Here is a 26,646-nt window from a genome sequence, read left to right on the forward strand (position 1 = left end):
CCGATGGTACCTGGCCCCCGGGCCCGGGAGAGTAGGTCGCCGCTGGATTCACGCCCCGCCTGACGCAACACGTCGGGCGGGGCTTTTTCTTTTTTATCCCGCCCACGAATCCTGCTGGCGCGTCAAGGATTTCGCCGCGGCTCAGCAATAAGAATGAGTTACTTATTCTTGCTGCGTTCGCCTTGCATGTCATTTCCGCCCCCTTGTCATCCCGGACTCCGTTCCGGGAGGGAATCGGCTTACATGGTTCCCCTTGCGGGCTCATCTGATCAGTTTTCTATGTTGTTTGTGTTTCTTTGTCCGCACACCGATCGCGCTGGAAACCGCACCGTTATGCGGACCTGCAATATTTGCACCTTGAATATTCCAACCTGGCACATTGATAAAAAGTCCATAAAAATAGCCAAAAAGTATGTTCCCCGAGCTTGTAGTAATTGTAGTTTAAGAATGTAGGCAGGCGATGTCGCAGGCCTCGGGGTAAAAAAGGGGTCCACTATGGAAAACAAAGAGAATGAGATCAGGAAGCTGGGTCCCATTGTCGAGACTGTTTGGGGCGTGCTCCTGCTTGTGCTGAGCTGCGCGCTGATCGTCTTCGCCGCCTAGTCCTTGATCACGAAAAAAGAAAGTCCGTCTGTGTTGGAGACGGACTTCTTTTATTTTGGAAGAAAAATATGTCTTACTGTTTTTGAGCTAGGACATCAGAAAGCTTTGCAATACTCTCTTTTGCGCGTATTATGGCTGCAATGCTTTTTTCGTTGTCCCGTAAAACCTTGACCGCGTTCTTGTTGTTTGTCAGAGCGCTACAGATTTCACAGACTCCGCAAAAGCTTTTGTTGAATTTGATATTGCTATGCTCTTCGACAAATTGACAGAGCTTTAGAGGGCCCAACTCATGGATTGCATTGAGTAGAACGTCTTTGCTTGCTCTGTTCAGGATTGTCTTGATTTTCTCCTTATTTGTATCTCCGAGATCCAAGATTGCGTTGTTGTCCGACGGAATGCCGCAACAAGCCCATACGTGTCCCAGCGGTGAAACAACCGGGTCGCTGACCGCCCATGGGCAGCAGCAGGCCAAATTCTCCTGATTTTCGATTGTGTCGAATTTCTCGCTATCGAGCGATGCGGCACGACCGCTTTTTTGTAGCGTGTTTTCGTAAATCTGATACAGGGTTTCTTTTCCTGGCTCCTTTATCTCGTTGTCTTCAGGTCCGTTTGAGACCGCAACTTCGATTTTTTCGCCTAAAAATTCCTGGATGTATGCTGGGACGATTTTGTCGTTATTCCCATGGCTATTAGCCAGAATGACGGATTCAAAACCAGCGCCTTTGCAGGCTTGCCAAGCATTGCGGATGTTTTCCAGTGGGACAAATGGCTCGTGGTAGTCATCAACGCTGAAATTGATTTCGGTGAGCCCGACACTGCGGAATTTCTCAATATAGCGTTGTGCGCGTTCTAAGCTGGTTGCCCAGAAGGCGTTCGTGACAAGCCTAGTCTTTAGGAAGTTTAGCGTACAATAGCGGATGGTGCGGAATAGATCTTCACCGAGCAAAGTCGATTCGCCACCCGTAAATACGATCATCTTGACATCGTATTCTTTTACAACTTGATCAATGCATTTCTGCATTTGTTCAAATTGAAGCTTGTTTTTTTTATTTGGGGTACAATTCATCAAACAGTGGGAGCACCTTGCGGTACACCCATCTGTTGTCACGAAGCTAAATACCCCGCTTTTTAACGGAGTAATCTTCATTTATTTTTTTGCTTTCTTTGTTGCTTTGGGTTCGGCTCTTTTGGCGGCCTTCAACAGGTTCTTAAGCTGCTTTTCTGCATTGGCGGCAGCCTTCTTTTCGGCCTTGGTGGCGTTCTTGGGGAGCGCCTTGCGGATGCGCTGGACCTCTTCAAGCTGAAGTTCCAAATTGCCTCTTACATTGATTTCCGGAATGATCTTCGGCTTAATGCGAGATATGGATTCCGGCTTGACAAGGATATCTACCTTTGGCTTGATTTCTGGCTTGACGAGAATTGTCGGCTTGATCAAGGCTTCAGGCTTGACTACGATCTTTGTATTAATGCGTGAAATCGATTCCGGCTTAACGAGAGGCTTGACTGGATCTGGGCCGGGCGGAATCGGTTTAACCGTCGGTCTTGGAATAATAGGCGGTTTCGGATTGATAGGCGGCCTTGGAATAATGGGCGGTCTTTGGATAATGGGGGTAACAGGGACGACTGTTGTAATTGGCTTGATGGGAATTTTGGGCCTTACTTTTATGTCTGCTTTTACTGCCGGAATGACGGGTTTCAAAACTTCTGCGGGTTCAAAGTTACCCGGTATAAGTTTGCCAATTTCAACAAGAACGTTTTGCTGAAGAATTTCGTTATTGACCAATGATTCGGCGAGTGCTGCAGAAAGGCCTGCGCGCTTTGTTGCGGGAATGCCTTCCAACAGGTCGCCGATAGAAATATCTTTCTTCTTATCGTCTTTGGCGACGATATCGTCAAGATCGAGTGCTTTGAGCACGTCTTTCGGGCTAGCGACAATTTCTTTTTTCAGACTTGTCGTGATATCTTTAATGATATCCTTTGTTTGAACTTTCTTTTTAGTTGTAGCCATTTTTTTCTCCTTAGGGATTGTATATAATCAGGTATATATAACAGTGGAGAAAAAAGCAAATCATGAAATATTTTTTACAAACTTTGTTTTTAAGAATAAAAAAACGGAATTCGTTCTGAATTCCGTTAAGTTGTTTGTTTTGATTTGGCTTAGACTCTACCGAAACGGCGCGTCTTGCGGAACGGCTTATCACCAAAGCTGCGCTCGTCGCGGTCTTTGCGGAAAGGCTTGTCTTCGAACTTGCCGGGTTTGCGGTCGGCGAATTGGCGTTCGCGACGTGCCTTGCGGTTTTCGAAAGGCTTGTCCCCAAAGCGATCACCGCCTTCGCGATTTTTGCGGAATCCGCCACGGCGTTCATCGTCGTGGAAACCTCCTTTGCGGTCGCGATGGAAACTGCGGCGTTCTTCGCGGCTAGCGTGCGGTCTTGTTCCCGGTGCGGGGCCCTCGGGAGGTTCGTCGGTCATCACGCGGAAGCGGGCGTCGTTGCCGCGGATTGTCATTTCGGACAAGATGTCGAGAACGTCTTGCGGAAGCGTGTTCGGGAGTTCAACGGTACTGAATTTGTCAAAGAGCTTGATACGGCCGATGTTGCTGCTGTTGATGTTTGCTTCGCCAGCGATTGCTCCCACGATGTCGCGCGGGGTAACGTGGTCAATGCGGCCGACGCCAAGATAGTAGCGCAAGAAGCCTTCTTCGACGCCGTTCAAGCCTTCCTTGCGTTCCTTACGCATGCGCTTCTGTTCTTCGCTATTGAGGCCGAAATCTTCGCCGTTGCCGAGGAAGTCTCTGCCGCTGCGGACCTTTTCGCGACGATCCTTCGGAGCTTCGAGCGGCGGGAGGTTCGGGAAGAGCGGCTGCTTTTTCTGGTACATCTTGATGACTGCTGCTGCGATGTCTTCGGCGGTCATTTCGTTGACGGAGCCATCTTCAAGGGCAACGCCATCCTTCATGTTGCAGCCTTCTGCGGCGAGTGCGCGGACGAGTTCCTTGAACTGGTCGAGTTCACCGTAGCTTACAACGCTCTTGACTTTAGCCTTGAATGCTTCGACGCGCTTCTTGCTGATTTGTTCGGAGGTCGGCATTTCCATCACGTCAATCGGCTGGCGCGTAGCTTTTTCGATGGTCTTGAGCATGCGCTTTTCACGTGGCGTGATGAACAAGATGGCGTTACCGCTGCGGCCTGCACGGCCTGTACGGCCAATGCGGTGCACGTAGGATTCGGTGTCGTACGGAATGTCATAGTTCACAACGAGCGAAATTCGGTCCACGTCAATACCGCGGGCGGCGACGTCTGTTGCGACGACGATGTCGAGCTTGCCCATCTTGAGGCGGTTGATGGTGCGTTCGCGCATGGACTGGGCGAGGTCGCCGTTGAGCGGAGCCACGTTGAATCCGCGGCTTTCGAGCTTTTCGGCCACTTCGGTGGTGTTCTGCTTGGTGCGCACGAAAATGAGTACGCCGTCAAATTCTTCGCCTTCGAGCACGCGGGCGAGCGCTTCGATCTTGTGTTCGTTTTTCACGAGCAAGTAGCGCTGGCAAATATTTTCGACCGTGGTCGTCTTGCCTTCGATGCGGGCTTCTTCGTATTCGCCCAAGTGTTGGTCGATAATCTTCTTGACGCTGTCCGGCATGGTGGCGCTAAATAGGGCGCGCTGGGCGTCGGCGGGGATTTCCTTGAGGATGGTTTCCACGTCTTCCATAAAGCCCATGTCGAGCATTTCGTCAGCTTCGTCGAGGACGATTGCCTTGACCGCTCCGAGCGAAATAGAACCGCGCTTGATATGGTCTATCAAACGGCCCGGTGTGGCAACGACGATGCTTGCCTTGCGCTTGAGGGCGCGCAACTGGATAGCGATATCCTGACCGCCATAGACTGGGACAACCGTCACGTTTTGCATCTTGACGGCGTATTGCTGGATGGCATCTGAAACCTGGATCGCAAGTTCGCGTGTCGGCGTGAGCACGAGCATGGACGTTTCGCGTCCGTTGAAGTTGATGCGCGAAAGGAGCGGAAGCGAGAATGCTGCCGTCTTGCCGGTACCTGTCTGTGCTGTTCCGAGAAGGTTTGCGCCCTGCAAAAGTGCCGGGATGGCCTTAGCCTGAATGGGCGAGGGCGTTTCGTAGCCGGCGAGCTTGACCGCTTCAAGAACTTCCGGAGAGAGACCGAGATCGTCAAACGTCACCAATGATTCGTCGCCGACATCTTCTTCGTCTGCGGAGTCTTCATTTAAGTTTGCCGAGCTTGTCGAAGCTACAGAAACTTCATCAGCGGTTGTGTCATGCCTGGCTTCTGTCACCCCGGATTTATTCCGGGGGGGCATCTCCTTTTCAATATCACTTGTCACATCGTCATCGTCGATAAATTCGATTTTTTCGCCTTTCTTAATCTTGGAATTTGCGCCAGATTCCAGAACCTCGCCGTTGTCGTCAACGACAATGCCATCCGGATTTGCTGCAAAGAATGCGGCTTCGTCTGCCTGGTCTTCGTCTGCTCCGCCTGCGATGGCGTTCAAGAACGCATCCGCTTCGAGCTGCAATTTAGAGTTGTCGTTATTTTCCGGAACGTCGATTTCCGGGCCGCAAGAAATATCTTCTGCCATAAGTCACCTTCGGGATCCGTAAACTTCATCTGCAGCACATGCCGCGTCATCACTTTGCTCGAATCGAGCATTCAATAAGCCCCGAAGTGCACTCGCACTTATAAACCTGAAGTCTGTTGGGTCCCCTTAATTTTGCGCCAAATGTAGAAAATAAAGGTTTGAAATCAAAGGTTTTTAGAACCGCTGGTGATGAAGTAATAAAAAAGAATGTTGCCGCCGTGCCGGAATTTTTCATAGACAGTTTAAATGAATTATACTATATTATGCAAACCTCGGAGAGATGCCAGAGTGGTCGAATGGGCCGGTCTCGAAATCCGGAGTCTGTCACAGGACCGAGGGTTCGAATCCCTCTCTCTCCTTTGAAACGAAAAGCGAAGCCGAAAGGCTTCGCTTTTTGTTTCAAGTGAAAAACTAGTGGATGAGAACCCTCGCAGAGGGTTCGATTGACCGCGCGAGAGCGAAGCGAACACAGCGCGGTCAAGGATTACGGCCTCCGGCCGTAACCCGAAGGGCGGCGAACGAAACGAAGTGAGTTCGTCGTCCCATCCCTCTCTCTCTCCTAGAGAGAGGGCGCTCGAATTGTGAGAGCGTGAAAGGACTAGCGAAATGAAATGAGCTAGTTGTCCAATCCCTCTCTTCTTGAGAGAGATAATGCACTTTTCTAGAGTGTCAGATTGACCTTGTCCAGAGAGAGGGAGGCGAAGGAACAGAATGTGACTGAGCCGTCCCATCCCTCTCTCTCCTTGAGAGAGATAATGCACTTTTCTAGAGTGTCAGATTGACCTTGTCCAGAGAGAGGACGAGAAGGAACAGAATGTGACTGAGCCGTCCCATCCCTCTCTCTCCTAGAGAGAGGGAGCTCGAATTGTGAGAGGGTGAAAAACCTAGCGAAATGAAATGAGCTAGTTGTCCCATCCCTCTCTCTCCTTGAGAGAGGGAAAAGTGAAAAAAAATGAGCTCTCCAACCCCTTAAAAAACGTCAAATTTTCCATAAATTGGTAATTTTTAGCACTTCTGTGGTCAAAAAATGAATTTTTGTAATAAAAATGTATTCTTTTCTAAAAAATATGCTATATTTATTTACGTGAACGTATCAGAGGGGAGCTTTGATTTGTTTGCGCAATTTCAAGCGCCCTTCTAAGAATTTAACGAAATAAACTGAGACAATAGGAACCGTAAGGAACGGTTTTGGTGTATTAGGAGTTTATTCAGAAGTCTCTCATTCCAACTCGTAAAATACTGTCGCCCTCCTATCGAGGGCGACTTCCCGTTTATAGAGCTCGCGGCATTTCACGGTTACAAAAAAGGACAACCTTACGGTTGACTTTTTTATATCCTTTGTCGCGGTCATAAAAAAAGACCGACTTTTCAGTCGATCTTTTTTATACCCTGTGTCGCGGTTTGCTCGTGGGTATAAAAAAAGAACTTGTCTTTCGACAAGTCCTTTTTATACCCCCAAGCGGTTTCGAACCGCTGTTGCGGGAATGAAAATCCCGAGTCCTGGGCCACTAGACGATAGGGGCGTTTTGTGTGAGGACAAATATAGGATTTTATTGAATAATGTCAAGGGTGGGTTGATAATTTTTTTTGAGGGGGCGGGATCTTTTTTATACCGCTTTGGGCGGTTGAAAAAAAAGACCGACTTTTCAGTCGATCTTTTTTATACCCTTTGTCGCGGTTTGCTCGAGGGTATAAAAAAAGAACCTGTCTTTCGACAAGTCCTTTTTATACCCCCAAGCGGTTTCGAACCGCTGTTGCGGGAATGAAAATCCCGAGTCCTGGGCCACTAGACGATAGGGGCGTTTTGCGTGCGCCAAATATAGATGTTTATAGAAAATTGTCAAGGGTTTTTGTTTGATTTTTTTATTTTTCTCTCGTGATTCTGAAAAAAAGGCTAAAAAAGATACTTTGGCGAGGTGTTTTGCGCTTTTTGCCGGTGGCTTTGCTCGCGAGTGCCGCCGACGCGGCGTTGCTTTGGGGCATTCGGTCGTTTATGGATATTCTCCAGGGCAAGCCGATTTTCTCGCTTACGCAATGGCTAGTATTGATGGTTGTCCTTACGGCGCTTCGCTTTGCTTTTTTCGTTTGGAAGTTGAGCATTTCTGAAAAATGGCTTTTTGGCGCGGGCTCCCTTGTTTCTGCATGGTTCCTGCATACGCTCCGCTCGCTTTCTCCGCGAGTGTTCCATACGCCGGAGGGCGAATCAAAAGTTGAGTCCGCGTATGAATCGACTGTTGTTTTGCAATCGAACGGCGGCGTGTTTTTCCAGGGTGTTCAGGCTGTGCTCCAGCTTTTGGTCTTTTTACCGGTGCTGTTTTACATCTCATGGCCACTAACGCTGTTCTTGTTTGTTGTGGTGGTTCCGCTCGTGGGCTGGATGCAACGCCGTTTGCATAAAATGGGGCCTGCCGAAGAAAACCTTTTGACGGAACGTTCTGATTTTCGCGGCTCGCTTTACCTTGCTCGTAAGCTATTTCGCCGTTGGAGTTCCCGCTTTGAACGCAAGGAAGTCTCAAATGACTTGATTACGCAAGTGCGCAATCTTAGGGACGATGGTCTTGATGTCTCGCTCCGCAAGGGTGTGCTTTCGCTGATTACGGAAACGGTGTCGGTTCTGGCGATGGTCTTTGTGCTTGCATTCTGCGCTCTCCTGATTTCGAAAGGTTGGATGGACGGAACGGGTCTTGTGCTTTACTGCTCGGCAGTTCTCCTTTGTTACAAGCCTGTGAAAGAGTGTGCCCGCGTGATGCCGCAGGCAAGGTCTGCGATGAGTGCGCTTCGCGTTTTGGAAAAGTTCGAGACGTTGCCTTCGAAAAAATCGGATTCTAGTTCTGCAGAAAAAACGTGTTCTCCAGATTCGGACTGCTTGCAAATTATGCATGGAGATTTTGCTTATGAAGGTGCATTCGAAACGCTCTTTAGCAATTTTTCGCTTTGCTGGAATACTCAAAAGCCGGTACTTGTCCGTGGCCGAAATGGTGTCGGCAAATCGACGCTGTTGCGCTTGATTGCTGGGCTTGAAGAATGGGACTATGGAAAAATTTCAAGTTCGATTTCTCTGAAGAATAACGTATTTTTTGTTGCTCAAGATTTGGAATTGCCGCCAATTCACTTGTTTAAAAAACTTCTTGCGCAAACGAATTCTACTGCGGTTGTCGGATTTGCCCATGCCGCGCGAGTGGACAAAATAATTGCCAAGGAGGGAATGTCGGGCGGAGAACGTGCGCGTGTCGCCTTGGCTTGGGCTCTTGCCTCAGATAGTTCCATGATTTTGCTCGATGAACCGTTTGCGTCTGTGGCGCTTGCGGACCGTGAATTGCTTTTGACGGCGTTCCTCGATACGGCGGATTTGCTTCACAAGTGGGTGGTTCTCGTAAGTCATGATGTCCTGTCTCATGAATTAGAACAACGTTTCAATGTCGTGGAGATGGGCAATGCCTAAGGCGGATTGTAAATTTTCTGCTTTTTTGTATCGCTATCGCGGATACATCTTGGGTATTATTGCTGTAGCTCTTGTTTGTACGCCTCCGGGCGATGGAACCATAGGCCCCCTAATTGCAATCCCAATTTACGTTGTAAGTGCATTTTTACGAGTTCAGTCGCGGCGCTTTATTGGCGAACATACTCGTGGGCATGTCCATGCAGCCGATGAACTTGTGACTTGCGGTCCTTACGTTCACGTTCGTCATCCGCTTTACATATCAAATACGGGCTTTGCTCTTGGTGTCGCGTTTTTCCATTTAGGCGTGTCGCTTTGGGTGCTCGCGTTTATGGTTGTTGTAGTGGCTTTTGAAGTGGCGCTTTCGCGAATTGAAGACCGCTTCTTGGAACAGAAATTTGGCGATGTGTGGCGCGCGTGGGCTCGCAAAACTCCTGCTTTTGCCCCGCATCTGGGCTTGTGGGGTGGTTCTTCTTGTGATTCTGAACACGTTCCCGCGCAAAGAGCCTTTTGGCAGGCTTTTTTTGCCGATTCTTCGACATGGCTGTGGCTTTTCTTTTGTAATTTATTATTGATATTAAGGAAAGTGGCGGTTTTCTATGTTTAAGGTATTTGACATTGCGCGTGAGGCTCTCGGATCTGTAGCCAAAGCTGCAGCCAAGGTGCCTGTTATAGAAAATAAGTACCATGTGAACGAGCGTTTGCGTGGTCCGTGGCCTAAGGGACCTTTCCTTTGGATGCATGGCGCAAGTCTTGGTGAGTGCAAGATGCTTTTGAATTTGGCGAAGTGCCTTAAAGAAGACTTGCCGGATTGTCCGCGTCTTTTGCTCACAACGCAGAAAGTCGAAGTTGTTTCGTTTATTAAGGAGTCGGGGGTCGATGTGGTCGCTCACATTGCGCCTGTAGATGCTCCTGCAACGATGAAGTCGTTTATCTCGTCTGTGAAACCGCTAGGCCTGATTCTTGCCGAAAATGAACTTTGGCCGGGTTATCTTTCTTCGATGTTGCGTATTTCGACGAGGCCGCCTGTAGCCCTTGTTTCGGGACGTTTCCATCATGCGGTTCCTGGAATGGACTATGCCGCCATTGGCTTTGTGAGTATGCAGACAGGCTCGGACTTGTCTCGCTTTTTCAGTGTCTCGGCCCGTGCGAATAATTCGCGGATGATGATTGGCGGAGACTGGAAACTTTTGCCGTGGGTACGGTTGAACAAGGACGTTTCTGCTCCTGAAAATCCGACGGTTGATACGGTGTTTGTTTCGATGCACATCCAGGAAATGCCGAGTCTTGGTCGCATGATTTTGTCTTCGATCAAGCGTGGTGAATCTGTGGTGCTGATGCCGCGGCGCTTGTCTGAAGTGGCTGAATTCCGCAAGGCGCTCCAAAATCAGGAACTTGCTGTTGTCGATTGGCCGCAAGTGCAAAATGGCGCTGTGTCGATTGTGAGCGAGTTTGGTAAGACTAAAGAGGTGCTTGCTGTTTCTAAAACGGCGGTTGTTGGAGGATCGTTTGCACGCGGTCTTGGAGTCCACGATTTTTGGGAACCGCTCCAGAGCGGAGTTTCCACGTGTGTTGGCCCGTACGCCGAGGGGCAAAAAGAGGCGGTTGCAACGCTTGTTCGTGAGGGTGTCGTTGCTCAATTGCGGTCGGCGGATGAATATTCTAGGCGCAACAAGCCGGATATCCGCTTGGTTCGAACGTTCCTTGCTCATGAGAGTGCGAAGATTAGCGATTCTTATCAGCAGCTGCTCGTTTTCTTGAAGAATTTGTTAAAGTAACTGAAGTGTAATTTAATTAGGTGAATTATGAAAAAGATTGTTTTGGCGACGCCTCGTGGTTTTTGTGCCGGCGTGGATCGCGCTATTCATGTGGTTGAAAAGGCGATTGAAAAGTTCGGCACGCCGATATATGTCCGCCATGAAATTGTTCATAACAAGTTTGTTGTAGAAACGCTTAAAAGCAAGGGCGTTGTCTTTGTCGATGAACTCGACCAGGTACCGGAAGGTTCCGTGGTGATTTTCTCGGCGCATGGGGTTGCTGAACATATTTATGAAGAGGCTAAGGCCCGTAATTTGCAGGTGCTCGATGCGAGTTGCCCGCTGGTGCTCAAGGTGCATTTCAGTGCCAAGCGCCATTTCAATGCGGGGCGCCATATTATCTTGATTGGGCACGCTGGCCATGCCGAAGTGGAAGGTACGCTAGGACAGCTCCCGGAAGGCGCAATTACGCTTATTCGCAATGAAAAGGATGCTGAGACGGTCGAAGTGCCTACGGATAAGGAACTGGCCTATATCACGCAGACGACGCTTTCTGTGGCCGAAACCCGCAAGATTATCGAAGCCCTTAAGCGCCGTTTCCCGAATATCATCGGACCGGATGCGGGCGACCTCTGCTACGCGACGGGCAACCGTCAGGCGGCGGTGCTCGAACTGTGCTCCGTGGTGGACATGCTTTTGGTTGTCGGGGCCAAGAATTCTTCGAATTCGTCTCGTTTGATGGAACTTGGACTGGAACAGGGCCTCCCGAGCCACCTGATTGCTGATGTCAATGATCTTGACTTGGCATGGTTCGATGGCATAAATACGGTCGGAATTTCGAGCGGCGCGAGCGCACCGGAAGTGCTGGTTCAGGGTGTGGTCGACTGGCTGAAAGAAAAATTTGGGCCGGTTGAGGTTGAAAATCTTGTAAAATTAGTGGAAAATACGAAGTTTAACTTGCCAAAAGCATTGCAAGATTAACTTTAGCCTTGACAGTTCCAGAATTTTTAGCTAAAATTGCTGCCTGTAAAAACAACGGAGTTTAATATGAGCCGCATTTGTGAAGTTACCGGCAAGGCCGGTCTCGTGGGCAACATGGTTTCCCACTCTAACCGTAAGAAGTTGATGAAGCAGCTTCCGAACCTCCAGAAGAAGCGCTTCTACATTCCTGAAGAAGATCGCTGGGTCACGCTCCGCGTTAGCGCTGCTGGTCTCCGCACGATCAACAAGCTTGGTATCCAGGCTGTTGCTCAGGAACTCGGAATCTAATTTCTTAGATTAAAAGTTTAACGAAAGCCGCTATGCTTTGCATGGCGGTCTTTTGTGTATTTATTCCGCGTTGCCGCCTCGGACGGGGTCGCCTTATACGGCGTCGTCGTTTAAAAAAATGCCCCGGCGTTTAGACCGGGGCTGACGAATTCTCTTTGTCAAGCCCTACTTGATAGGGCTTCTCCTTCTAGTTTTCTAAAAAAGGAGATTCCCTCCCCATACGCGGATCATGCTCACATAAGTGCTAAAGCACTAAGTGAGCAAAGAGCTCGGTGGTGGGAATGACGAACGCATGTCGTTCGATGATGATGTTACTTCCTACTTCCTGATGAATTGCGGGATGCCTTTGTACTTGGCCATGGCCTGCATGATGCTGCCCATTTCCCATTCCTTCTCCTTGAGACGGCGACGGAGGAGGGCGACGAACACTTCCATGAGCATTTCGCAGTCGTACACGGAGCGGTGCATCTTTTCTTCGTCGATGGTCATCGAGATTTCACCGCGCTTCATGAACATGTTTGCCATGAAACCGAGCTTGTGGTTTGCGAGTTCCGGCATGATGGTCTTGGAAATGGCAAGGCTATCGACGACGGGATTGCCTGGCGTGAACTGCGGGTTCTGCTCGTAGGCGGTACGCAAAAAGCTGGCGTCGAAGTTTGCGTTGTGGGCGAGCAAGATGGAGCCCGGGCCGCAGAATGCGGTGAACTGCTTGAGAGCTTCGCCGACCGGCGGTGCGTTTTCGACCATCTTGTCGGTAATGTGGTTCACGTTCGTTGCTTCGGCGGGGATGAGCATGTTGGGCTTTACGAGCGTGTCGAATTCCGAGATGAGCTTCGGCACAACGCGTCCGTTTTTCACCTCGACAGTGAACTTTACGGCGCCGATTTCGATGATTTCGTCTTTACGGTTTACAAGACCAGTCGTTTCTAAGTCGAATGCGACAAATTTTGGAGGTAATGCAATCACGGCTGTGTTTCCTTATTTTGAATATTTTCGGGCAAAAGATACTTAATTTCGATGTCAATTGCTGTCAAAGGGAGAGGAATTATGAAATTATCCCACCCGTTTAGGCGAAAATGCTTGCCATACTTGATGCAAAAGAGCCAGAGTGGGCGTCCACTTGCCTTTGATAGCCACAGGGAACCCGGTTTTACCTGGAGGGCGGGGCCGTGCGGGCCATCGAGCGCCATGCCGACAAAGCGGTCGTTCTTGAGCGACTTGAGCAGGTGGCGGACGTTTGTTGCTCCGTGTGTGTCGGAACCGCGGGTGACTTCGTAATGGAGCTGCCTGGCTGCCTGGGCGAAAAATTCACCGTCGTTTGATTCCGAGACGAGAATGTGGACGTTCTTGTCCTTGAAGGCGGCGGTGCTTGCAAGCAGGTCCTTGTGCCAGAGTCCGAGGATCCCCGGTCGGAAGTCGTCGGGCACGCGCAGGCGGATGCGGAGGCTCCTCATCCAGAGGGCGCCGAGCGTGGCTAGCAATTTTGTCTTCATTTGGGTGAAATTCACGGCTAAAAATTAAAAAAATTCACTTTTTTTGATTGGACCCCTTGTAAGGACGTCATAAAATACTTATATTGCGTCTGCAATTATGGCGACGTACCCAAGTTGGTAAGGGGCGAGTCTGCAAAACTCTTATTCGGCGGTTCGAGTCCGCCCGTTGCCTCTCAAAAGACCTTTCGTGAAAACGGAAGGTCTTTTTGTTTTCTCGAGGATTGCGGGAGGCGGGAACTGCGCACTCCATAAAAATGCCCGCGCATTGAATATGCACGGGTCATGAAAAATAACTGGATCCTTCCTCCCTTTGGTCGTCAGGATGACGGGGATGCGGGCTGAAAACTTATTCTGCCGGAGGCGGTGGCGGAAGCGGATTCTTGCGGGGGCGGCCACGGGGGCGCTTGACCGGCATTTCTGCTGCGGCTTCCGGGTGCAAAGCCTTGTTCTTTGCCATGAGCGCTTCGCGGATCTTTTTCGCGCGTTCTTCGATGCGCTGGCGGGCGAGGTCGGCTGCGGACACAATGACGGTTTTCGGCTTGTCGCCAAGCTTTGCGCCGAACGAGCCCTTGAGGACGCGGCCTGAAGGCGGCTTGGGCGGTTCCGAGAGAACGCTCGTGAGCACGCGCTTCGGAGCTTCGACTGGGGCTGCTTTAGCGATGATTTTCTTGACTTCGGCGTCATCGGCCTTTGGAGCGGCGTTCGTGGCGATTTTCTTCAGGATGCTCTTGATTTCGGCATCGCTTTCGGCTTCACGCTGCTTTGCGTTTTCGGGTTTGTTGTACTTGGCCACGAGCGAATTGAACTTGGCGTTTTCGCTCTGTTCTTTGAGCTTCTGGCGTTCACGCTTGGACGGGCGCTTTGCGCCATTGTGCTTTTTGCCGATAAATTTTTTCTCTTTGCTTTCCGAGTTGCGGATGATTTCTTCGTCGGAAAGACCACGCAGTTCAGGCGGGACTTCAGTGATTTGAAGAGCCTCTTTTCTAGTGGAATCAGTCATGATTTCTGAGTCTTTAAGCGGTTTTGGCTTTGTCAAGGTTTTTTTTGCACTTTTTTTGCAAAAAATCTAGGGAAAAAATTAAAAAAATTTGAAAAAAATGTTTGTCAAGGTCTAGAAAAAAAATTCTTTATGGACTATTTTTGGTGTACATGCTTCGGTTTACACAAGAAATATCTCTCGCTTTGCGCTCTATCGCTAATGAAGAAGAAGCGCATGAAATGTCTAAGAAGGCTAGGGAGCAATTTGAATTCCTCGGAATCAGATTGGTTCCCCGTCGTGAAGTCACGTATCCAATCTTCGACAAGTACCCGCCAAAGGACGGGGATGAACTCGTGTCGAGGGTTGAGGACATGTGGGCTCAGCCGTATAGGGAATTCCAGTACGCGGCTTGTGACTACCTGTTCCGCCATCGTGCTCTTCTCGGTGGCCAGCACCTTAATTTTTTGAAAAAACTCATCAAGACCAGAGCTTGGCGCGACACGGTCGATACCCTCGCTTCTTGCGTTCTGGGCGATTTGGCGCTCCGCTTGCCGGCGTTGCGTACGAAGATTGCCTCCTGGATCCGCGACCCGAACATCTGGGTACGCCGCAGTGCAATCATCTTCCAGGTGCAGTACAAGGACCGCACCGACTGGCCGCTCTTGCGTCAGTTCTGCCTCACTTGCGCCAAGGATGACGACTATTACATCCGCAATGGCATTGGTCGTGCACTTTCTGAATACGCACGCATCAACCCGACGGAAGTGCGTCGCTTTGTCCAAGACAACGCGTTTGCCGAACAGACCGCCCAGGAAATCCTGCGCCTTATCTAATCAGGGCGTTGGCGGGCTGCGAAATTTTGCAATGTAAGTTGCGCGAAGCCTCGGCTTTTAAAGACTCTCGAAAGAGGGTCTTTTTTTATACGCTGAGGAAAACCTTCAAATGAATACTCTAAGATGAAATAGTGATTTTGTAATGTAATTGTAACAATTGTAACATGTTTGTATAGTTTTTATTACATACGCTGTCCAAAAAACAGGAGGGGCATCATGAATACCAGTATCATGTACTCGACAATTGCCTTAGGGCTTGCTGCAACACTTTATGCGGCTGAAAATCCCGCTCTCAATATTGAGACGAGTGGAACTCTGTTACTCGATGACTTTGAGGACGGCGATTTAGTATCTAAATACGGTCCTTGGAAGTTTAGTGGTGATTTTGCCTCTGATCCAAATGATGGTGTGGGCGAATCAACTATTACCCCTAAAGTCGTTACAAGTGAAGATGAAGGTCATTCAGGAAAGATCCTCCAAATAGACTATTCTTTGAGTAAAGGGACTTACGAGTATGATCCTTTTGTGCAGGCTACACTATACATGGATGCCGACGACGGCTCGTATGATATATCCGCATGTTCGCAAATTGAATATGATTATAAGGGTGCGGCCCATAAAGTTCGTTTGATGAGCACATTGAGCGAGGCTATTGGTGGTGGTGATTGGGCGTACTATGAAATGTCTGTAGGAGCTTCTAAAGACAACTCGTGGGACCATGCTGTCCTTAATTTAGATCAATTCAAGAGACCGTCTTGGACTTATATAGACGTCAAGCTAAATGATGTAAAACAGTCTGTGTATGCCCTTGATTGGAATTTCTCAGGTTCTAGTGGGGTTTCTCGTTCATTGCAGATTGACAACGTGAAGTGCCGTAATCCGCAATTCTTTGAAATTTCGTTCTATAACGGTGAGGAATTGTTAGATCGTCAGACGGTGGCGGAAGGAGTGATGCCCCAATATGAAGGCGAAATTCCCGAAAAGGCTTCTGACGAGAAATTTGACTATGTTTTCAAGGGCTGGGAACCAGAACTAGCTGAAGCTACAAAGAATACTTCTTATCTGGCTGCATTTGATGCTGTAGCGGTTTTCAAAATCGCTGTGGGCGAAACGATTGTGATTGACGATTTTGAAGATGGTGATAAAATCAGCAATTGGGGCGGAGAATTCTCTAGTTATGACGATGAAGGCGTAGATTCCTATGCTCAAGAAGAAGTTGTTTCTGCCGGTGATTCGAAAAATATCAAGTTTAGCTATAAAAAGAAAAAATCTGGTGGATATGCCGGGCTTGAAATGCGACTTGTAGAAAGTGGAACCCGCAATCTTTCTTCGTGCAATGTCGTCAAGTATAAATATAAAGGTGTTAAACATAGTTTTAGATTGCAATCAACCGTTGTTGACGATTATCAGTACCACGAACAAACTGTAAACGCCAATGAAGATTGGACAACTGCAGTTGTTGAATTGGCTTCGTTGCAACAGCCTTCGGGTTATGTGGGTGTTGAAAGTGCAATCAAGTTTGCAACTGCTTTTGAATGGCAGGTGAACTACCGATCGGCAAATGAAGGTGTTTTGGAAATCGATGATATTAGCTGTTCCAATATTCCGATGTATACGGTTACATTCATGGATGGTGAAAATCATGTGGAAACGCGCAAGTTCTTTGAGGGTTCAATGCCTGAATGTGAATCTTGTGAGTATTGGTATAAACAATCTCTAGGTGAGTTTGAAAAATACGATTACACCTTTAACGGCAAGTTTTCTCCAGAACTTGAATCCGTGACGAAGGATGCTGTATACCAGATGGTGTGGGACGAAACGTTGCGCGAGTACATGGTGACGTTCGTGGATGAAGATGGTGAAGATCTTGATTTTGGTATGTTTGAATATGGCTCCACGCCTACGTATAATGGAGATGATCCGACAAAGCCGTCCGATGTGCAGTGGGATTACAAATTTAGTGGATGGTGGCCTGAAATTGTTCCTGTATCTGGGAGAACGGAATATCGTGCTGTGTATACATCGACTCCTCGCAAGTACATGGTCAAGTTTGTAAACGACGACGGTACGGAAATATCGGCTCAGGAGAAAGAGTATGGCTCATTAGTATCCTCTGTTGAGCCTGAAACGGCTCCGACTAAGAATTCGGCGGGCGGCATATCGTACACGTTTGATGGCTGGTCTCCTGAATTTGACGAATATACCACTGTGGAAGGTGATATAACTTATACGGCGACGTACAAGACCAGTGATAATAAGTACACCATTAGGTTTATGAATGGCGATGAAGTTTTGTGGGAAAATTTTGTGACGGCGGCTGAAATGCCTGCATATGAAGGTTCGCCGACTAAGGATGCTACTGCTGCTTATACCTATACCTTTAAGGGTTGGGATAAGGATGTTGTTGCTGTAACTAAGTCTGTGACTTATATGGCTATGTTTGACAGTACAAAGAACAAATACACCATTACGTTCAAGGATGATAATGGCACGGTTCTTGAAACCGAGATGTATGATTATGGAACGACGGCAAGTGAAATCGATGCTCCGAATATTGTAAGAAACGAAGAAAAGAACGATGAAGAATTTAGTTGGGTTTGGGGTGATAAGGGGTATTATAACGTTCCGAACTATGATTGTGAATGGCCGGTGATCGAAACGGTTACAGGAAATGCCACATATACGGCACAGTGCAAATATCGTGTGACATTTGTTCTTGGTGATTATGATGATTGGTATGAGTATGTGAGCTGGCAGTATGCTTATGGTGAAACGCCTACGTACGATGGCGAACCGACTAAGGATGATTATAGTGGTATGTACACTTATACCTTCAAGGGCTGGGACAAGAAAATTGAACCGGTGGGTCAATATTCTGTGACTTATACGGCCCAGTTTGATCGCGAGCTTGCACAGTATCTTGTCCAGTTTGTCGTGGATGATGAAATTATCGCTTCTAAAAAGTATAATGCCGGTACCGAAGCAGAGAAGGTGGAGGTTCCGACAGCGACGAAGGCGCCTACGGATAATTGTACCTATGTCTTCACGAATTGGGAAAATGATTGGGGCGGAGAAGGAATAGACGACGTGTGGGGTGATGTTACCTATACCGCTAAATTTGAATGTTCTACGACGAGTAATAAGGTCCTTGTAAAATTCGTTGTAGGAGACAATGTATTGAGCTCCACGGAATACGAGTACGGCACGAAGGCTGCTAGTGTGGCTGTTCCGACGGCAACAATACCTGCAACGGCTCAGTACACGTTTGAATTCGTGTCTTGGGATAAGGATATTGCCGATGTAACGGAAGCTGTGACATATACTGCCGTATTCGATACGATTGTGAACAAGTATACAGTTAAGTTCGTGTCAGAAGGCAACGAATTGAGCTCCACGGAATACGAGTACGGCACGAAGGCTGCTAGTGTGGCTGTTCCGACGGCAACAATACCTGCAACGGCTCAGTACACGTTTGAATTCGTGTCTTGGGATAAGGATATTGCCGATGTAACGGAAGCTGTGACATATACTGCCGTATTCGATACGATTGTGAACAAGTATACAGTTAAGTTCGTGTCAGAAGGCAACGAATTGAGCTCCACGGAATACGATTACGGTACGAAGGCTGAAAAGGTGACTGTTCCGACGGCAACGAAGGATGCAACGGCACAGTACACGTATACGTTCAAGTCTTGGGATAAGGAAATTGCCGATGTCACGGGTAATGTAACTTATACCGCCGTATTCGAAGGTGCAGTGAACAAGTACGTCGTGAAGTTCGTGTCTGAAGGTAAGGATTTGAGCTCCACGGAATACGAGTATGGCACGAAGGCTGAAAAGGTGACTGTTCCGACGGCAACGAAGGATGCGACGGCACAGTACACGTATACATTCAAGTCTTGGGATAAGGCTGTTGCCGATGTCACGGGTGATGTCACTTATACCGCCGAATTTGAAAGTACAGTGAACAAGTACGTTGTGAAGTTCGTATCTGAAAACAATGTATTGAGTTCCACGGAATACGAGTACGGTACGAAGGCTGCGAACGTGAAGGTTCCGACGGCAACGAAGGATGCGACGGCACAGTACACGTATACATTCAAGTCTTGGGATAAGGCTGTTGCCGATGTCATGGGTAATGTAATTTATACCGCCGTATTTGATGCTGTTGTGAATAAGTATACAGTGAAGTTCGTATCTGAAGGTAAGGAACTGAGCTCTACGAAATACGATTACGGTACAAAGGCTAAGGACGTGAAGGCCCCGACGGCAACGAAGACCGCAACGGCTCAGTACACGTATAAGTTCAAGTCTTGGGACAAGACAATCGCAGATGTCAAGGCGGCTGCAACGTACACGGCTAAGTTCGATAGCACTGTGAATAAGTACTGCGTGAAGTTTGTTGTCGAAGGCAAAACGGTGGATTCTACGATGTATGCTTATGGCACAAAGGCTAAGGATGTCAAGACGCCGAAGACGACGCCTGAAAAGAAAGCAACGGCACAGTACACTTACAAGTTCAAGTCTTGGGACAAGACTATTGCTGATGTCAAGGCGGCTGCAACGTACATGGCTAAGTTCGATAGCACTGTGAATAAGTACTACGTGAAGTTCGTTGTCGAAGGCAAGACCGTAGACTCTACAATGTATGCTTATGGCACGAAGGCTAAGAATGTCAAGACGCCGAAGGATACGCCTGAAAAGAAGTCGACAAAGGATTCTACGTACACGTTTGACAAATGGGATCCGGAGATTGTCGATGTCAAGGGCAATGCCACTTATAAGGCTAAGTTCAAGGCAAAGAAAAAATCCTCGGCTATTGGCCAGGTTGTCCAGAGCAACTTCAAGTATAGCTTTGCAAACAACGAATTGACGGTGTATATGCCGAAGGCTTCTCTGGTCCGTGTGCTGGTGTATGACTTAGGTGGCCGCTTGGTAACGTCCTTTAACGAAGATGTTGCCGGATCCAAGGTCTTTAGCCTTGATAAGCTGAAACGCGGTGTCTATCAGGTCCGCATTGAAAGCAAGAGCCAGACTCGTTCTGCTAGGATCTCTGTGAAGTAAAGGGGTAAAACCGAAAGCAAAAAAGCCTCGCCACAATGATGTGGCGGGGCTTTCTTGTCACGGAGCGTTCTGTAAATAAAAAAGCTAGACGTGAGAGTCTAGCGATGAAAATGTGTTATTTGTCTGTTTTGGTGGATTTCGTCTTTTCCTTTAGCGGAAAGCTGAATTTGCCTTGAAGGACGCAACCTTTTGCCCCCGGGTCGCATTCCTGTTTGCGTTTTTCGCAGAATGTTTCGTTGAGGTATTTACATTCCCAGCTCATAAGAATCTCCTTCTTTAAGTGAGTTTGTCATGCCCATTTCTTGTCATCCCGGACCTTGTTCCGGGAGGGCATCTCCTTTAATTTAAACAAAAAATGGGCAAATAAGCCTATAATTTTGAATGGGAATGGTCTAATTAAAATTCGCCTTAGTCAAAGTTTAGACTTCGGCGGTAGGGGGTGAAACCGGCGTTTTTGATGAAATTTTCGGCTTGTTCGATGGTCGTAAGCCCATGATTTTTAAGCACATTCTCTTCGATGACGATGCTGTTGATGTCGTCGGCGCCGGCGTGCAATCCGAGTTCCCCGAGTGAAAGTCCCATGCCAAGCAGCGAAACTTCGATGTGGGGGACGTTGTCGAGGTATAGGCGGCTGAGCGCAAGCAACTTGAGGTATTCATCGCCGCGTACATGGCGGATGGGGAATTTGTCGGTCTGCGGCTGGAACGTCCACACGACAAAACTCTTGAAGCCGTGGGCGATGTCCTGCGTTTTGCGCACGTATTCCAAATGCTCGATGACTTCTTCGGCGGTTTCGGCACTGCCAATGACGATGTTTGCGCTGCCAGGGAGTCCCTTCTTGTGGCATGCTGCAAGCGTGTCGCACCACTGCTGTGCCGGGAGTTTCTTGGGACTCAAGATTTGACGCATGCGGTCAGAGAGAATCTCGGCGCCTGCGCCTGGAACGGAACTGAGGCCCGCTTCTTTGAAAATATCAAGCAGTTCGTCGAGCGGTATGTTGTTGAATTCCGCGATGCGGACAAGTTCAACCGGCGAGAATCCGCGCACCTTGACGTCCAATTCTTGTGTGAGCATCTTGAGAACGTCGGTGTAATAGTTGAGCGGAATTTCCTTGTTGACGCCACCCTGCAGAAAAATCTGGTCGGCGCCTTTGGCTTTGGCCTCGAGCGTCTTTTGACGGATTTCGTCTAAACTCAAAATGTACGCTTCGGGGTGCTTTGCGGGGCGGCAAAAACTGCAAAAACTGCAAGTCACTTCGCAAACGTTCGTGTAGTTTACGATGCGGAATGCGGTATAGCCCACGCGGTTACCTGGGTGCTTGGCCTTACGTACCGTATCGGCGGCCTCGACGACTTCGGTCCACGGGACGTTTTTCAGAATTTCGAGCCCTTCTGCCGGTGTGAGGCGTTCTTGAGCGATTGCTTTATTTAACAAGGAATTCATCGCTTGTAATTATAGTAAAGTCGTCCATGGATTAATTGTCCATAGAACAACTATAGTTGCTTGTGATATGGTTCACATTTGGGGGTATATTATGAATGGGTTTAGTTAGGTAGAATACTGGTGTGTTCATGCTTGGTTTTGTGGAGCCACGCTGTTGTGTGGCGTATCTCCTTGCGTGTGTCAAATCAGTTTGGAGGACTTGTCCCTTCGGGATAAAGAGTTAGGAATGATACTAAAGGAGAACAGGTATGAATCATCTCAGTTTGAAGTGTGCTGCAATGGCGCTTGCTTTTGCGGCATCTGCACAGGCCTTTACCGTTACGGGTAAGGTTAGCGACGAAAGCGGCAAGGCTATCGAAAAAGCCTCCGTAGAACTTCTTAAAAATGCTCTCAAGACAACGACTGATTCCAAGGGCGAATTCAAGATCTTCAAAGATGAAACGATTGGCCTGCATGCGGCTCGTCCGATGCTTGGCTATGTGAGTGTGATGAACGGCGTTTTGTCTTATTCCCAGAGCACAAATGAACCGGTGCGCATTCAGGTTTTTGATGCTGTAGGTTCCCGCGTCTTGAACGAGACCGTTTATGGCACGGGCACGCTTGACATGCAGTCTATCGTGAAATCTCAGGGCTCTTATTTTGCACGCGTGAGCGTCGGTAGCGCGAAGAGCAATTTCCGCTTTACATCCAATGGCAATTACGGGATTTCGTTTGGCGAAGCTGTGGCTCGCGGTCTCAAGAAAGAAGAATCTGGCGATGAACTTCGCGTGATTGCAACGGATTATGATACGCTTACGGTTGCGCTCAGCAACTTGGACACGAACGTTACGCTCAAGCTCAAGAAGACTGTCAAGGAACCGGAATACGCTTACGGTTGGGGACTCAAGAACGATCCGGTGCCGACACGTGGTTGCGGCAAGGATACAAAGCTTGATTACAAGTATCGCGGTGATAAGCCGTATATCGAATTCAAGTGGAGCAAGGGTTCACGCACCGTGCGTCTCGACATCCCGAAGAACTACGACAAGAATAAACCGTACAAACTCATTTTCGGCATGCAGTGCATGGGCGGCTGGGCCGGTGGCGTGCAGGATGAAGGCTACTATGGCCTGAAACCGCTTGATACGGAAAATACCGCTATCTTCGTCGCTCCGGAAGGCAATGGAAACCAGGCCCCGTGGGGTCAGGATGACTACACGCTCTTCGATGAACTTCTTGCATACCTCGAAGGCAACTTCTGCATTGACTCTTCTCGTGTGTTCTCGACCGGCTTTAGCTACGGCTCCATGTTCTCTAACGGACTTTCTTGGAACCATCAGGACGTGCTCCGCGCTGTTGCCGTGTACGAAACTGCTGAACGCAACATTTGGCTCCCGCAGCGCAAGAAGATGGGCATTGGCTGGATGGGCGTGCTCGGCTTGCAGGACAATCTCTGCACTCCGGCAATGGGTCGCTCTGCTCGCGATATCATCTTGGAACTCAACTCCGAAGGTGGCAAGGCCAAGAACGAGCGTGCTCAGGAATATGGTGGCAACGGTCCGCATGTGTGCTATGACTACACGACAGTCGAAGAACGATTCCCGGTTCGCTGGTGCACGCAGAACGGTGGCCACATCTGGGACCACAAGGATCCGGGTTCGAACCAGTCTTGGGTACCGAAGACTACTTGGGATTTCTTCAACAAGTTCTAATATCTAAGAATCTTTCCTCCTCACTAAGCTCCCGGTTTCGGCCGGGAGTTTTTGCGTAGGAGAAAATTTGCCGTCCCGTTAGGCTTTTTCTATCTTTGGGTGCATGGAATTCAAGCGCTTTGAAGCTCTGATCGAGATGTTTCCGCAGGTGCAAATTTTCAGCACTGAGGGCGAAGATCTTGACCGAGTCATTACTCATTTCTTAAATCAACGTGAAAATGTCTCCACGATGTCGGAGGCGATGCAACGTAAAATCCAGCAGGCGTTGGCCCCGTTCTTCCAGCAGCGTTTTATTAGCTTGCACGATGCGGAAGCTCCGCTGGTGCGCAACCTGCTTCTGGACAAAAAGTTCTTTTTGCAGACGGACCGCTACATTGATGATATGGCGTGGCCGCTGACTGATCCGGATAAGCTTGGCGAAGCTTTGAACATTGCAGACCTTGCCGAAGGAATTCTTGACCGCAAACTGCTGAGCCTCTCAAACGGCGAACTGCGCCGAGTACTCTTGGCCCGCATGTGGATGGAAAAGCCGGAATGGGTTTATTTTAATGACTTGTTTGGCGGACTTGATCCGGAGTACCGTGCGCATTTGGCGGGCTGTGTGGCTGACCTCGCAAAACGTCCAGGATTGAAAGTCGTGGTGCGCCTTGCTCGCGAAGATGAGCTGCTCCCGGAAATTCCGGCGTTTGTTTATGCGGACAAGACGTTCACGCAGTATGCTGGAGAACTCCCGAAAGCTGCTGCAACTCCGAAGTTCAAAAAAGCTGAACTCAAGGATTACGAGATTGTGGATCTTCGTGGTGCGAAGGGAGATTCCCGTTGGAGTTTATCCCGGACTCCGTTCCAGGACGGGAATGACAATAGTGGTGTCATCCTGAGCGATGCACCGCAAGGTGCGCAGTCGAAGGATCCAGTGAATTCTAGTGCCGAGATTCTTTTTGATCTTAAGCACGTGAATGTTCGCTTTGGCGATACGGATGTGCTGAAGAATTTGAACTGGACGGTTCGCAAGGGTGAACATTGGGCCGTGATGGGCGAGAACGGTGCTGGCAAGAGCACGCTCCTCGGCATGCTTACCGCTGACCATCCGCAGATTTACAACAACGACATTACGCTCCTAGGTGAACGTCCGGGGCATGGCCTCAACATTTGGGACCACAAGGCAAAACTCGGATTCTTCTCGCCGGAAATGGCTCTCCAGTACCGCGAAGATTTGAACCTTCTGGATGTGCTTTGCACAGGATTTACACCGAACCTCTGCCGCGCTGAAAACATCACATGGGAAGAAAAGGCAAAGGCTCGCGAATGGCTTAACTATTTGGGCTTTGAAGATACATCGATTTCTATCCGTAAGATTTCGCCGATTGACAAGCGCCTGGTGTTGATGGCCCGTGCCGCGATCCGCCCGCCGAAAGTCCTTTTGCTTGACGAACCGACGCAAGGTCTCAAGGGCGAGTATCGCGAAAAGTTGTTCCACTTGTTGCAACTGCTTTCGACGGAAACGACAATCATCATGGTCAGCCATTACGAAGAGGAATGGCCTCCTTGCATGACGCACCTCCTTAGAATGCCGAAATTCTCTTTGAATTAGACGTACACAAGAAGGTCCCGAAATGAATTTCTTATTCGTTGCTCTTGGCGGTGCTCTCGGTAGCGTGTTGCGCTACTTCATGTCGCTTGTGATTCCGAAGGTCGCCGGGTTCCCGTGGCCGACCTTTGTCGCAAACATCTTGGGCTGCCTTTGCATCGGGATTTTCTCGGGACTCTTCCTCAAGTGCGACTCCCTCTCGCCAAACCTCAAACTGTTCTTGGTGACTGGCTTTTGCGGTGGCTTTACCACGTTCAGCACTTTTGCCAATGAAAACTTGGCGCTTTTGCAAAGCGGAAAATTCGGGATGTTCATAGCTTACGCGCTAGCAAGCTTTGTACTTGGTGTTGCCGCCTGCGCCTTCGGAATTTATAAATTATAAGAACTAATAAACCTAATACCTAGCCTATGCAATTGAATGAGCAAAATATTTTAAGTGCCTTGCGCGCGGTCCAGGACCCGGACTTGCACAAGAATATTGTAGAACTAAACTTTGTTCAAAACCTGAAAATTGAAGGCACGAAGGTTTCCTTTGATTTGCGCCTCACGACTCCGGCATGCCCGATTCGCGACCGCTTCAAGGACCAGTGCATCGCCATCGTGAAAAGCCTTGGTGCCACCGAAGTCGAAGTGACGCTTACTTCTTCGCAGGGTCGCGTGGGCGACGATAATTCAGCTGCCAAGGCTCCGCAGAATTCGCACATTGGCGAAGTGGCGCATGTGGTTGCTGTGGCTAGTGGCAAGGGCGGTGTCGGTAAATCGACTGTGACGGCGAACCTCGCTATGGCGCTCAGCCTTTCTGGCGCTCGCGTAGGTATTCTCGATGCCGACATTTATGGACCGAGTATGGGTCTCATGTTCGGGATAGACAAGGCTCCTGAAGTTTTTGAAGACAATACGATTGCTCCTGTCGAAGCAAAGGGTGGCATCAGCATTGTCTCGATGTGCATGTTCGCGGATTCCGACAAGGCGACCATCTGGCGCGGACCGATGGTTTCGCAGATGATCCAGCACTTCATCCACCATGTGCGCTGGGGCAAGCTCGACTACCTCCTCGTAGACTTTCCTCCTGGAACGGGTGACATCCAGCTTACGCTCACGCAGAACTGCCCGATGGCAGGTGCGGTCGTTGTGACGACTCCGCAGCAGGTGGCTCTCGCCGACTGCCAGAAGGGTATTGCCATGTTCGATAACGTGGGCGTCCCGGTGATTGGCATTGTTGAGAACATGAGCTACTTCATTTGTGATGAGTGCGGCAAGCACCACAACATTTTCCCTGCCGGTGGCGGTCAGAAGATTGCCGAAAAGTGGGGCGTACCGCTTATCGGTAAAGTCCCGATGGAACCAGCCGTTGCCGACTGCGGTGACAGTGGTACTCCGGCCGTGCTCCGCTACCCGAACTCCGAATCGGCGAAGGTCTTTATGGACGCTGCCGAAAAAATGGTCCGCACGCTTTCTGTGTTTGAATCCGAAGGCGATGGAGTCCTCAAAAACTTCAATTACGATTTTGAACAACTGCCGGTGGAGGAAGTATGATCCAGCCAAAGAAAGTATTCAGGACAAAAGAGGGTAAACTCGGCTTTGAATGGAATGACGGCAGCCGAGGCGCCTGTGATGCCCGTACACTCCGCTTAGCTTGTCCGTGCGCACTTTGTGTGGATGAACATACCGGTGAAAAACTCCTCGATGATTCGACTGTTCCCTTGGATGTAAAACTCGAACATGTTCAGTCCATTGGGCGTTATGCCGTGGGTCTTTCTTTTAGCGATGGTCATCGTTCGGGAATTTACCCATATGATAAACTTAAGGAATTGACGAAATCCGCATAATAAACCATATTTGAAAGAGTCGAAGACGGTTTGTCCAAGACAAAAGGTGT

General features: G+C 49.0%; 20 protein-coding genes and 4 tRNA genes. 14 read left to right on the forward strand and 10 right to left on the reverse strand.

The features are described from left to right. Positions 1 to 676: 676 nt before the first annotated feature. The 3 genes from CRN95_RS12995 to CRN95_RS13005 form a co-directional block, all read right to left on the reverse strand. Positions 677 to 1,750 carry a radical SAM protein gene (locus CRN95_RS12995; RefSeq protein WP_097021170.1) on the reverse strand — a complete coding sequence of 358 codons (1,074 nt, stop codon included), beginning with the start codon at positions 1,748 to 1,750 and terminating at the stop codon, positions 677 to 679. Then, complete coding sequence (locus tag CRN95_RS14855) at positions 1,751 to 2,611, reverse strand: hypothetical protein (protein WP_097021171.1); 861 nt, start codon at positions 2,609 to 2,611, stop codon at positions 1,751 to 1,753. Between the two features lie 149 nt (positions 2,612 to 2,760). Beyond that, positions 2,761 to 5,211: a DEAD/DEAH box helicase gene (locus CRN95_RS13005; RefSeq protein WP_235003045.1), complete on the reverse strand. Its 2,451-nt coding sequence runs from the start codon at positions 5,209 to 5,211 to the stop codon at positions 2,761 to 2,763. A gap of 274 nt (positions 5,212 to 5,485) precedes the next feature. Between CRN95_RS13005 and CRN95_RS13010 the strand changes: the two genes are divergently transcribed. Continuing rightward, positions 5,486 to 5,570: transfer RNA gene (locus CRN95_RS13010), tRNA-Ser, on the forward strand. Positions 5,571 to 6,661: 1,091 nt separating this feature from the next. Here CRN95_RS13010 and CRN95_RS13015 read toward each other — a convergent pair. Further along, positions 6,662 to 6,734 (reverse strand) — tRNA-Glu (locus CRN95_RS13015). Positions 6,735 to 6,939: 205 nt separating this feature from the next. Beyond that, a tRNA-Glu gene (locus CRN95_RS13020) sits at positions 6,940 to 7,012 on the reverse strand. Between the two features lie 75 nt (positions 7,013 to 7,087). Between CRN95_RS13020 and CRN95_RS13025 the strand changes: the two genes are divergently transcribed. The 5 genes from CRN95_RS13025 (at position 7,088) to rpmB (ending at position 11,676) form a co-directional block, all read left to right on the forward strand. After that, positions 7,088 to 8,653, forward strand: a complete 1,566-nt coding sequence (locus CRN95_RS13025) for an ABC transporter ATP-binding protein (protein ID WP_235003046.1) — start codon at positions 7,088 to 7,090, stop codon at positions 8,651 to 8,653. Further along, a complete protein-coding gene (locus tag CRN95_RS13030; RefSeq protein WP_097021172.1) occupies positions 8,646 to 9,257 on the forward strand; it encodes an isoprenylcysteine carboxylmethyltransferase family protein in 612 nt (203 codons plus the stop codon). The genes CRN95_RS13025 and CRN95_RS13030 overlap by 8 nt, the downstream gene beginning before the upstream one ends. Beyond that, positions 9,250 to 10,428: a 3-deoxy-D-manno-octulosonic acid transferase gene (locus tag CRN95_RS13035; RefSeq protein ID WP_097021173.1), complete on the forward strand. Its 1,179-nt coding sequence runs from the start codon at positions 9,250 to 9,252 to the stop codon at positions 10,426 to 10,428. Before CRN95_RS13030 ends, CRN95_RS13035 begins: the two co-directional genes overlap by 8 nt. 27 nt (positions 10,429 to 10,455) lie before the next feature. Beyond that, positions 10,456 to 11,388, forward strand: a complete 933-nt coding sequence (gene ispH, locus CRN95_RS13040) for a 4-hydroxy-3-methylbut-2-enyl diphosphate reductase (RefSeq protein ID WP_088630804.1) — start codon at positions 10,456 to 10,458, stop codon at positions 11,386 to 11,388. Positions 11,389 to 11,454: 66 nt separating this feature from the next. Next, positions 11,455 to 11,676 carry a 50S ribosomal protein L28 gene (gene rpmB, locus CRN95_RS13045; protein ID WP_014546602.1) on the forward strand — a complete coding sequence of 74 codons (222 nt, stop codon included), beginning with the start codon at positions 11,455 to 11,457 and terminating at the stop codon, positions 11,674 to 11,676. Positions 11,677 to 11,994: 318 nt separating this feature from the next. Here the strand turns inward: rpmB and CRN95_RS13050 are convergent, their stop codons facing one another. Both CRN95_RS13050 and CRN95_RS13055 read right to left on the reverse strand, forming a co-directional pair. Continuing rightward, the gene (locus tag CRN95_RS13050; RefSeq protein WP_088630805.1) at positions 11,995 to 12,642 is read right to left on the reverse strand and encodes a PolC-type DNA polymerase III; all 648 of its coding nucleotides are present in this window, start codon (positions 12,640 to 12,642) and stop codon (positions 11,995 to 11,997) included. Beyond that, positions 12,639 to 13,169 carry a lysophospholipid acyltransferase family protein gene (locus tag CRN95_RS13055; protein WP_235003047.1) on the reverse strand — a complete coding sequence of 177 codons (531 nt, stop codon included), beginning with the start codon at positions 13,167 to 13,169 and terminating at the stop codon, positions 12,639 to 12,641. Before CRN95_RS13055 ends, CRN95_RS13050 begins: the two co-directional genes overlap by 4 nt. A 99-nt stretch (positions 13,170 to 13,268) precedes the next feature. On the opposite strand from CRN95_RS13055, the gene CRN95_RS13060 reads away from it, so the two are divergent. After that, positions 13,269 to 13,341: transfer RNA gene (locus tag CRN95_RS13060), tRNA-Cys, on the forward strand. A 174-nt stretch (positions 13,342 to 13,515) separates the two neighbouring features. Here the strand turns inward: CRN95_RS13060 and CRN95_RS13065 are convergent. After that, positions 13,516 to 14,169, reverse strand: coding sequence for a hypothetical protein (locus CRN95_RS13065; protein ID WP_088630806.1), 654 nt, complete (start codon positions 14,167 to 14,169; stop codon positions 13,516 to 13,518). Between the two features lie 149 nt (positions 14,170 to 14,318). On the opposite strand from CRN95_RS13065, the gene CRN95_RS13070 reads away from it, so the two are divergent. Then, positions 14,319 to 14,981, forward strand: a complete 663-nt coding sequence (locus CRN95_RS13070; protein ID WP_088630912.1) for a DNA alkylation repair protein — start codon at positions 14,319 to 14,321, stop codon at positions 14,979 to 14,981. Between the two features lie 216 nt (positions 14,982 to 15,197). Continuing rightward, positions 15,198 to 20,045 carry a T9SS type A sorting domain-containing protein gene (locus tag CRN95_RS13075; protein ID WP_097021175.1) on the forward strand — a complete coding sequence of 1,616 codons (4,848 nt, stop codon included), beginning with the start codon at positions 15,198 to 15,200 and terminating at the stop codon, positions 20,043 to 20,045. Between the two features lie 115 nt (positions 20,046 to 20,160). On the opposite strand, the gene CRN95_RS14950 is transcribed toward CRN95_RS13075, so the two are convergent. Together CRN95_RS14950 and CRN95_RS13080 are read right to left on the reverse strand one after the other, a co-directional pair. Next, positions 20,161 to 20,307: a hypothetical protein gene (locus CRN95_RS14950; protein WP_173847534.1), complete on the reverse strand. Its 147-nt coding sequence runs from the start codon at positions 20,305 to 20,307 to the stop codon at positions 20,161 to 20,163. A gap of 146 nt (positions 20,308 to 20,453) precedes the next feature. Then, positions 20,454 to 21,488 (reverse strand): radical SAM protein, encoded by a 1,035-nt coding sequence (locus CRN95_RS13080; RefSeq protein ID WP_097021176.1) that lies wholly within the window; start codon positions 21,486 to 21,488, stop codon positions 20,454 to 20,456. 248 nt (positions 21,489 to 21,736) lie between these two features. Here CRN95_RS13080 and CRN95_RS13085 point away from each other — a divergent pair, with 248 nt between their 5' ends. The 5 genes from CRN95_RS13085 (at position 21,737) to CRN95_RS13105 (ending at position 26,596) form a co-directional block, all read left to right on the forward strand. Further along, a complete protein-coding gene (locus CRN95_RS13085; RefSeq protein WP_097021177.1) occupies positions 21,737 to 23,179 on the forward strand; it encodes an esterase in 1,443 nt (480 codons plus the stop codon). A gap of 103 nt (positions 23,180 to 23,282) precedes the next feature. Further along, positions 23,283 to 24,770, forward strand: coding sequence for an ATP-binding cassette domain-containing protein (locus CRN95_RS13090; RefSeq protein ID WP_097021178.1), 1,488 nt, complete (start codon positions 23,283 to 23,285; stop codon positions 24,768 to 24,770). Between the two features lie 22 nt (positions 24,771 to 24,792). Next, complete coding sequence (gene crcB, locus CRN95_RS13095; RefSeq protein ID WP_097021179.1) at positions 24,793 to 25,149, forward strand: fluoride efflux transporter CrcB; 357 nt, start codon at positions 24,793 to 24,795, stop codon at positions 25,147 to 25,149. 26 nt (positions 25,150 to 25,175) lie between these two features. Then, positions 25,176 to 26,303, forward strand: coding sequence for an Mrp/NBP35 family ATP-binding protein (locus CRN95_RS13100; protein WP_088630810.1), 1,128 nt, complete (start codon positions 25,176 to 25,178; stop codon positions 26,301 to 26,303). Beyond that, entirely contained in the window at positions 26,300 to 26,596 is a 297-nt protein-coding gene (locus tag CRN95_RS13105) for a DUF971 domain-containing protein (protein ID WP_097021180.1), read from the forward strand. Before CRN95_RS13100 ends, CRN95_RS13105 begins: the two co-directional genes overlap by 4 nt. Positions 26,597 to 26,646 lie beyond the last annotated feature (50 nt).

Origin of the sequence: Fibrobacter sp. UWB16 (genome assembly GCF_900215325.1) — a bacterium.
Lineage (GTDB): Bacteria > Fibrobacterota > Fibrobacteria > Fibrobacterales > Fibrobacteraceae > Fibrobacter.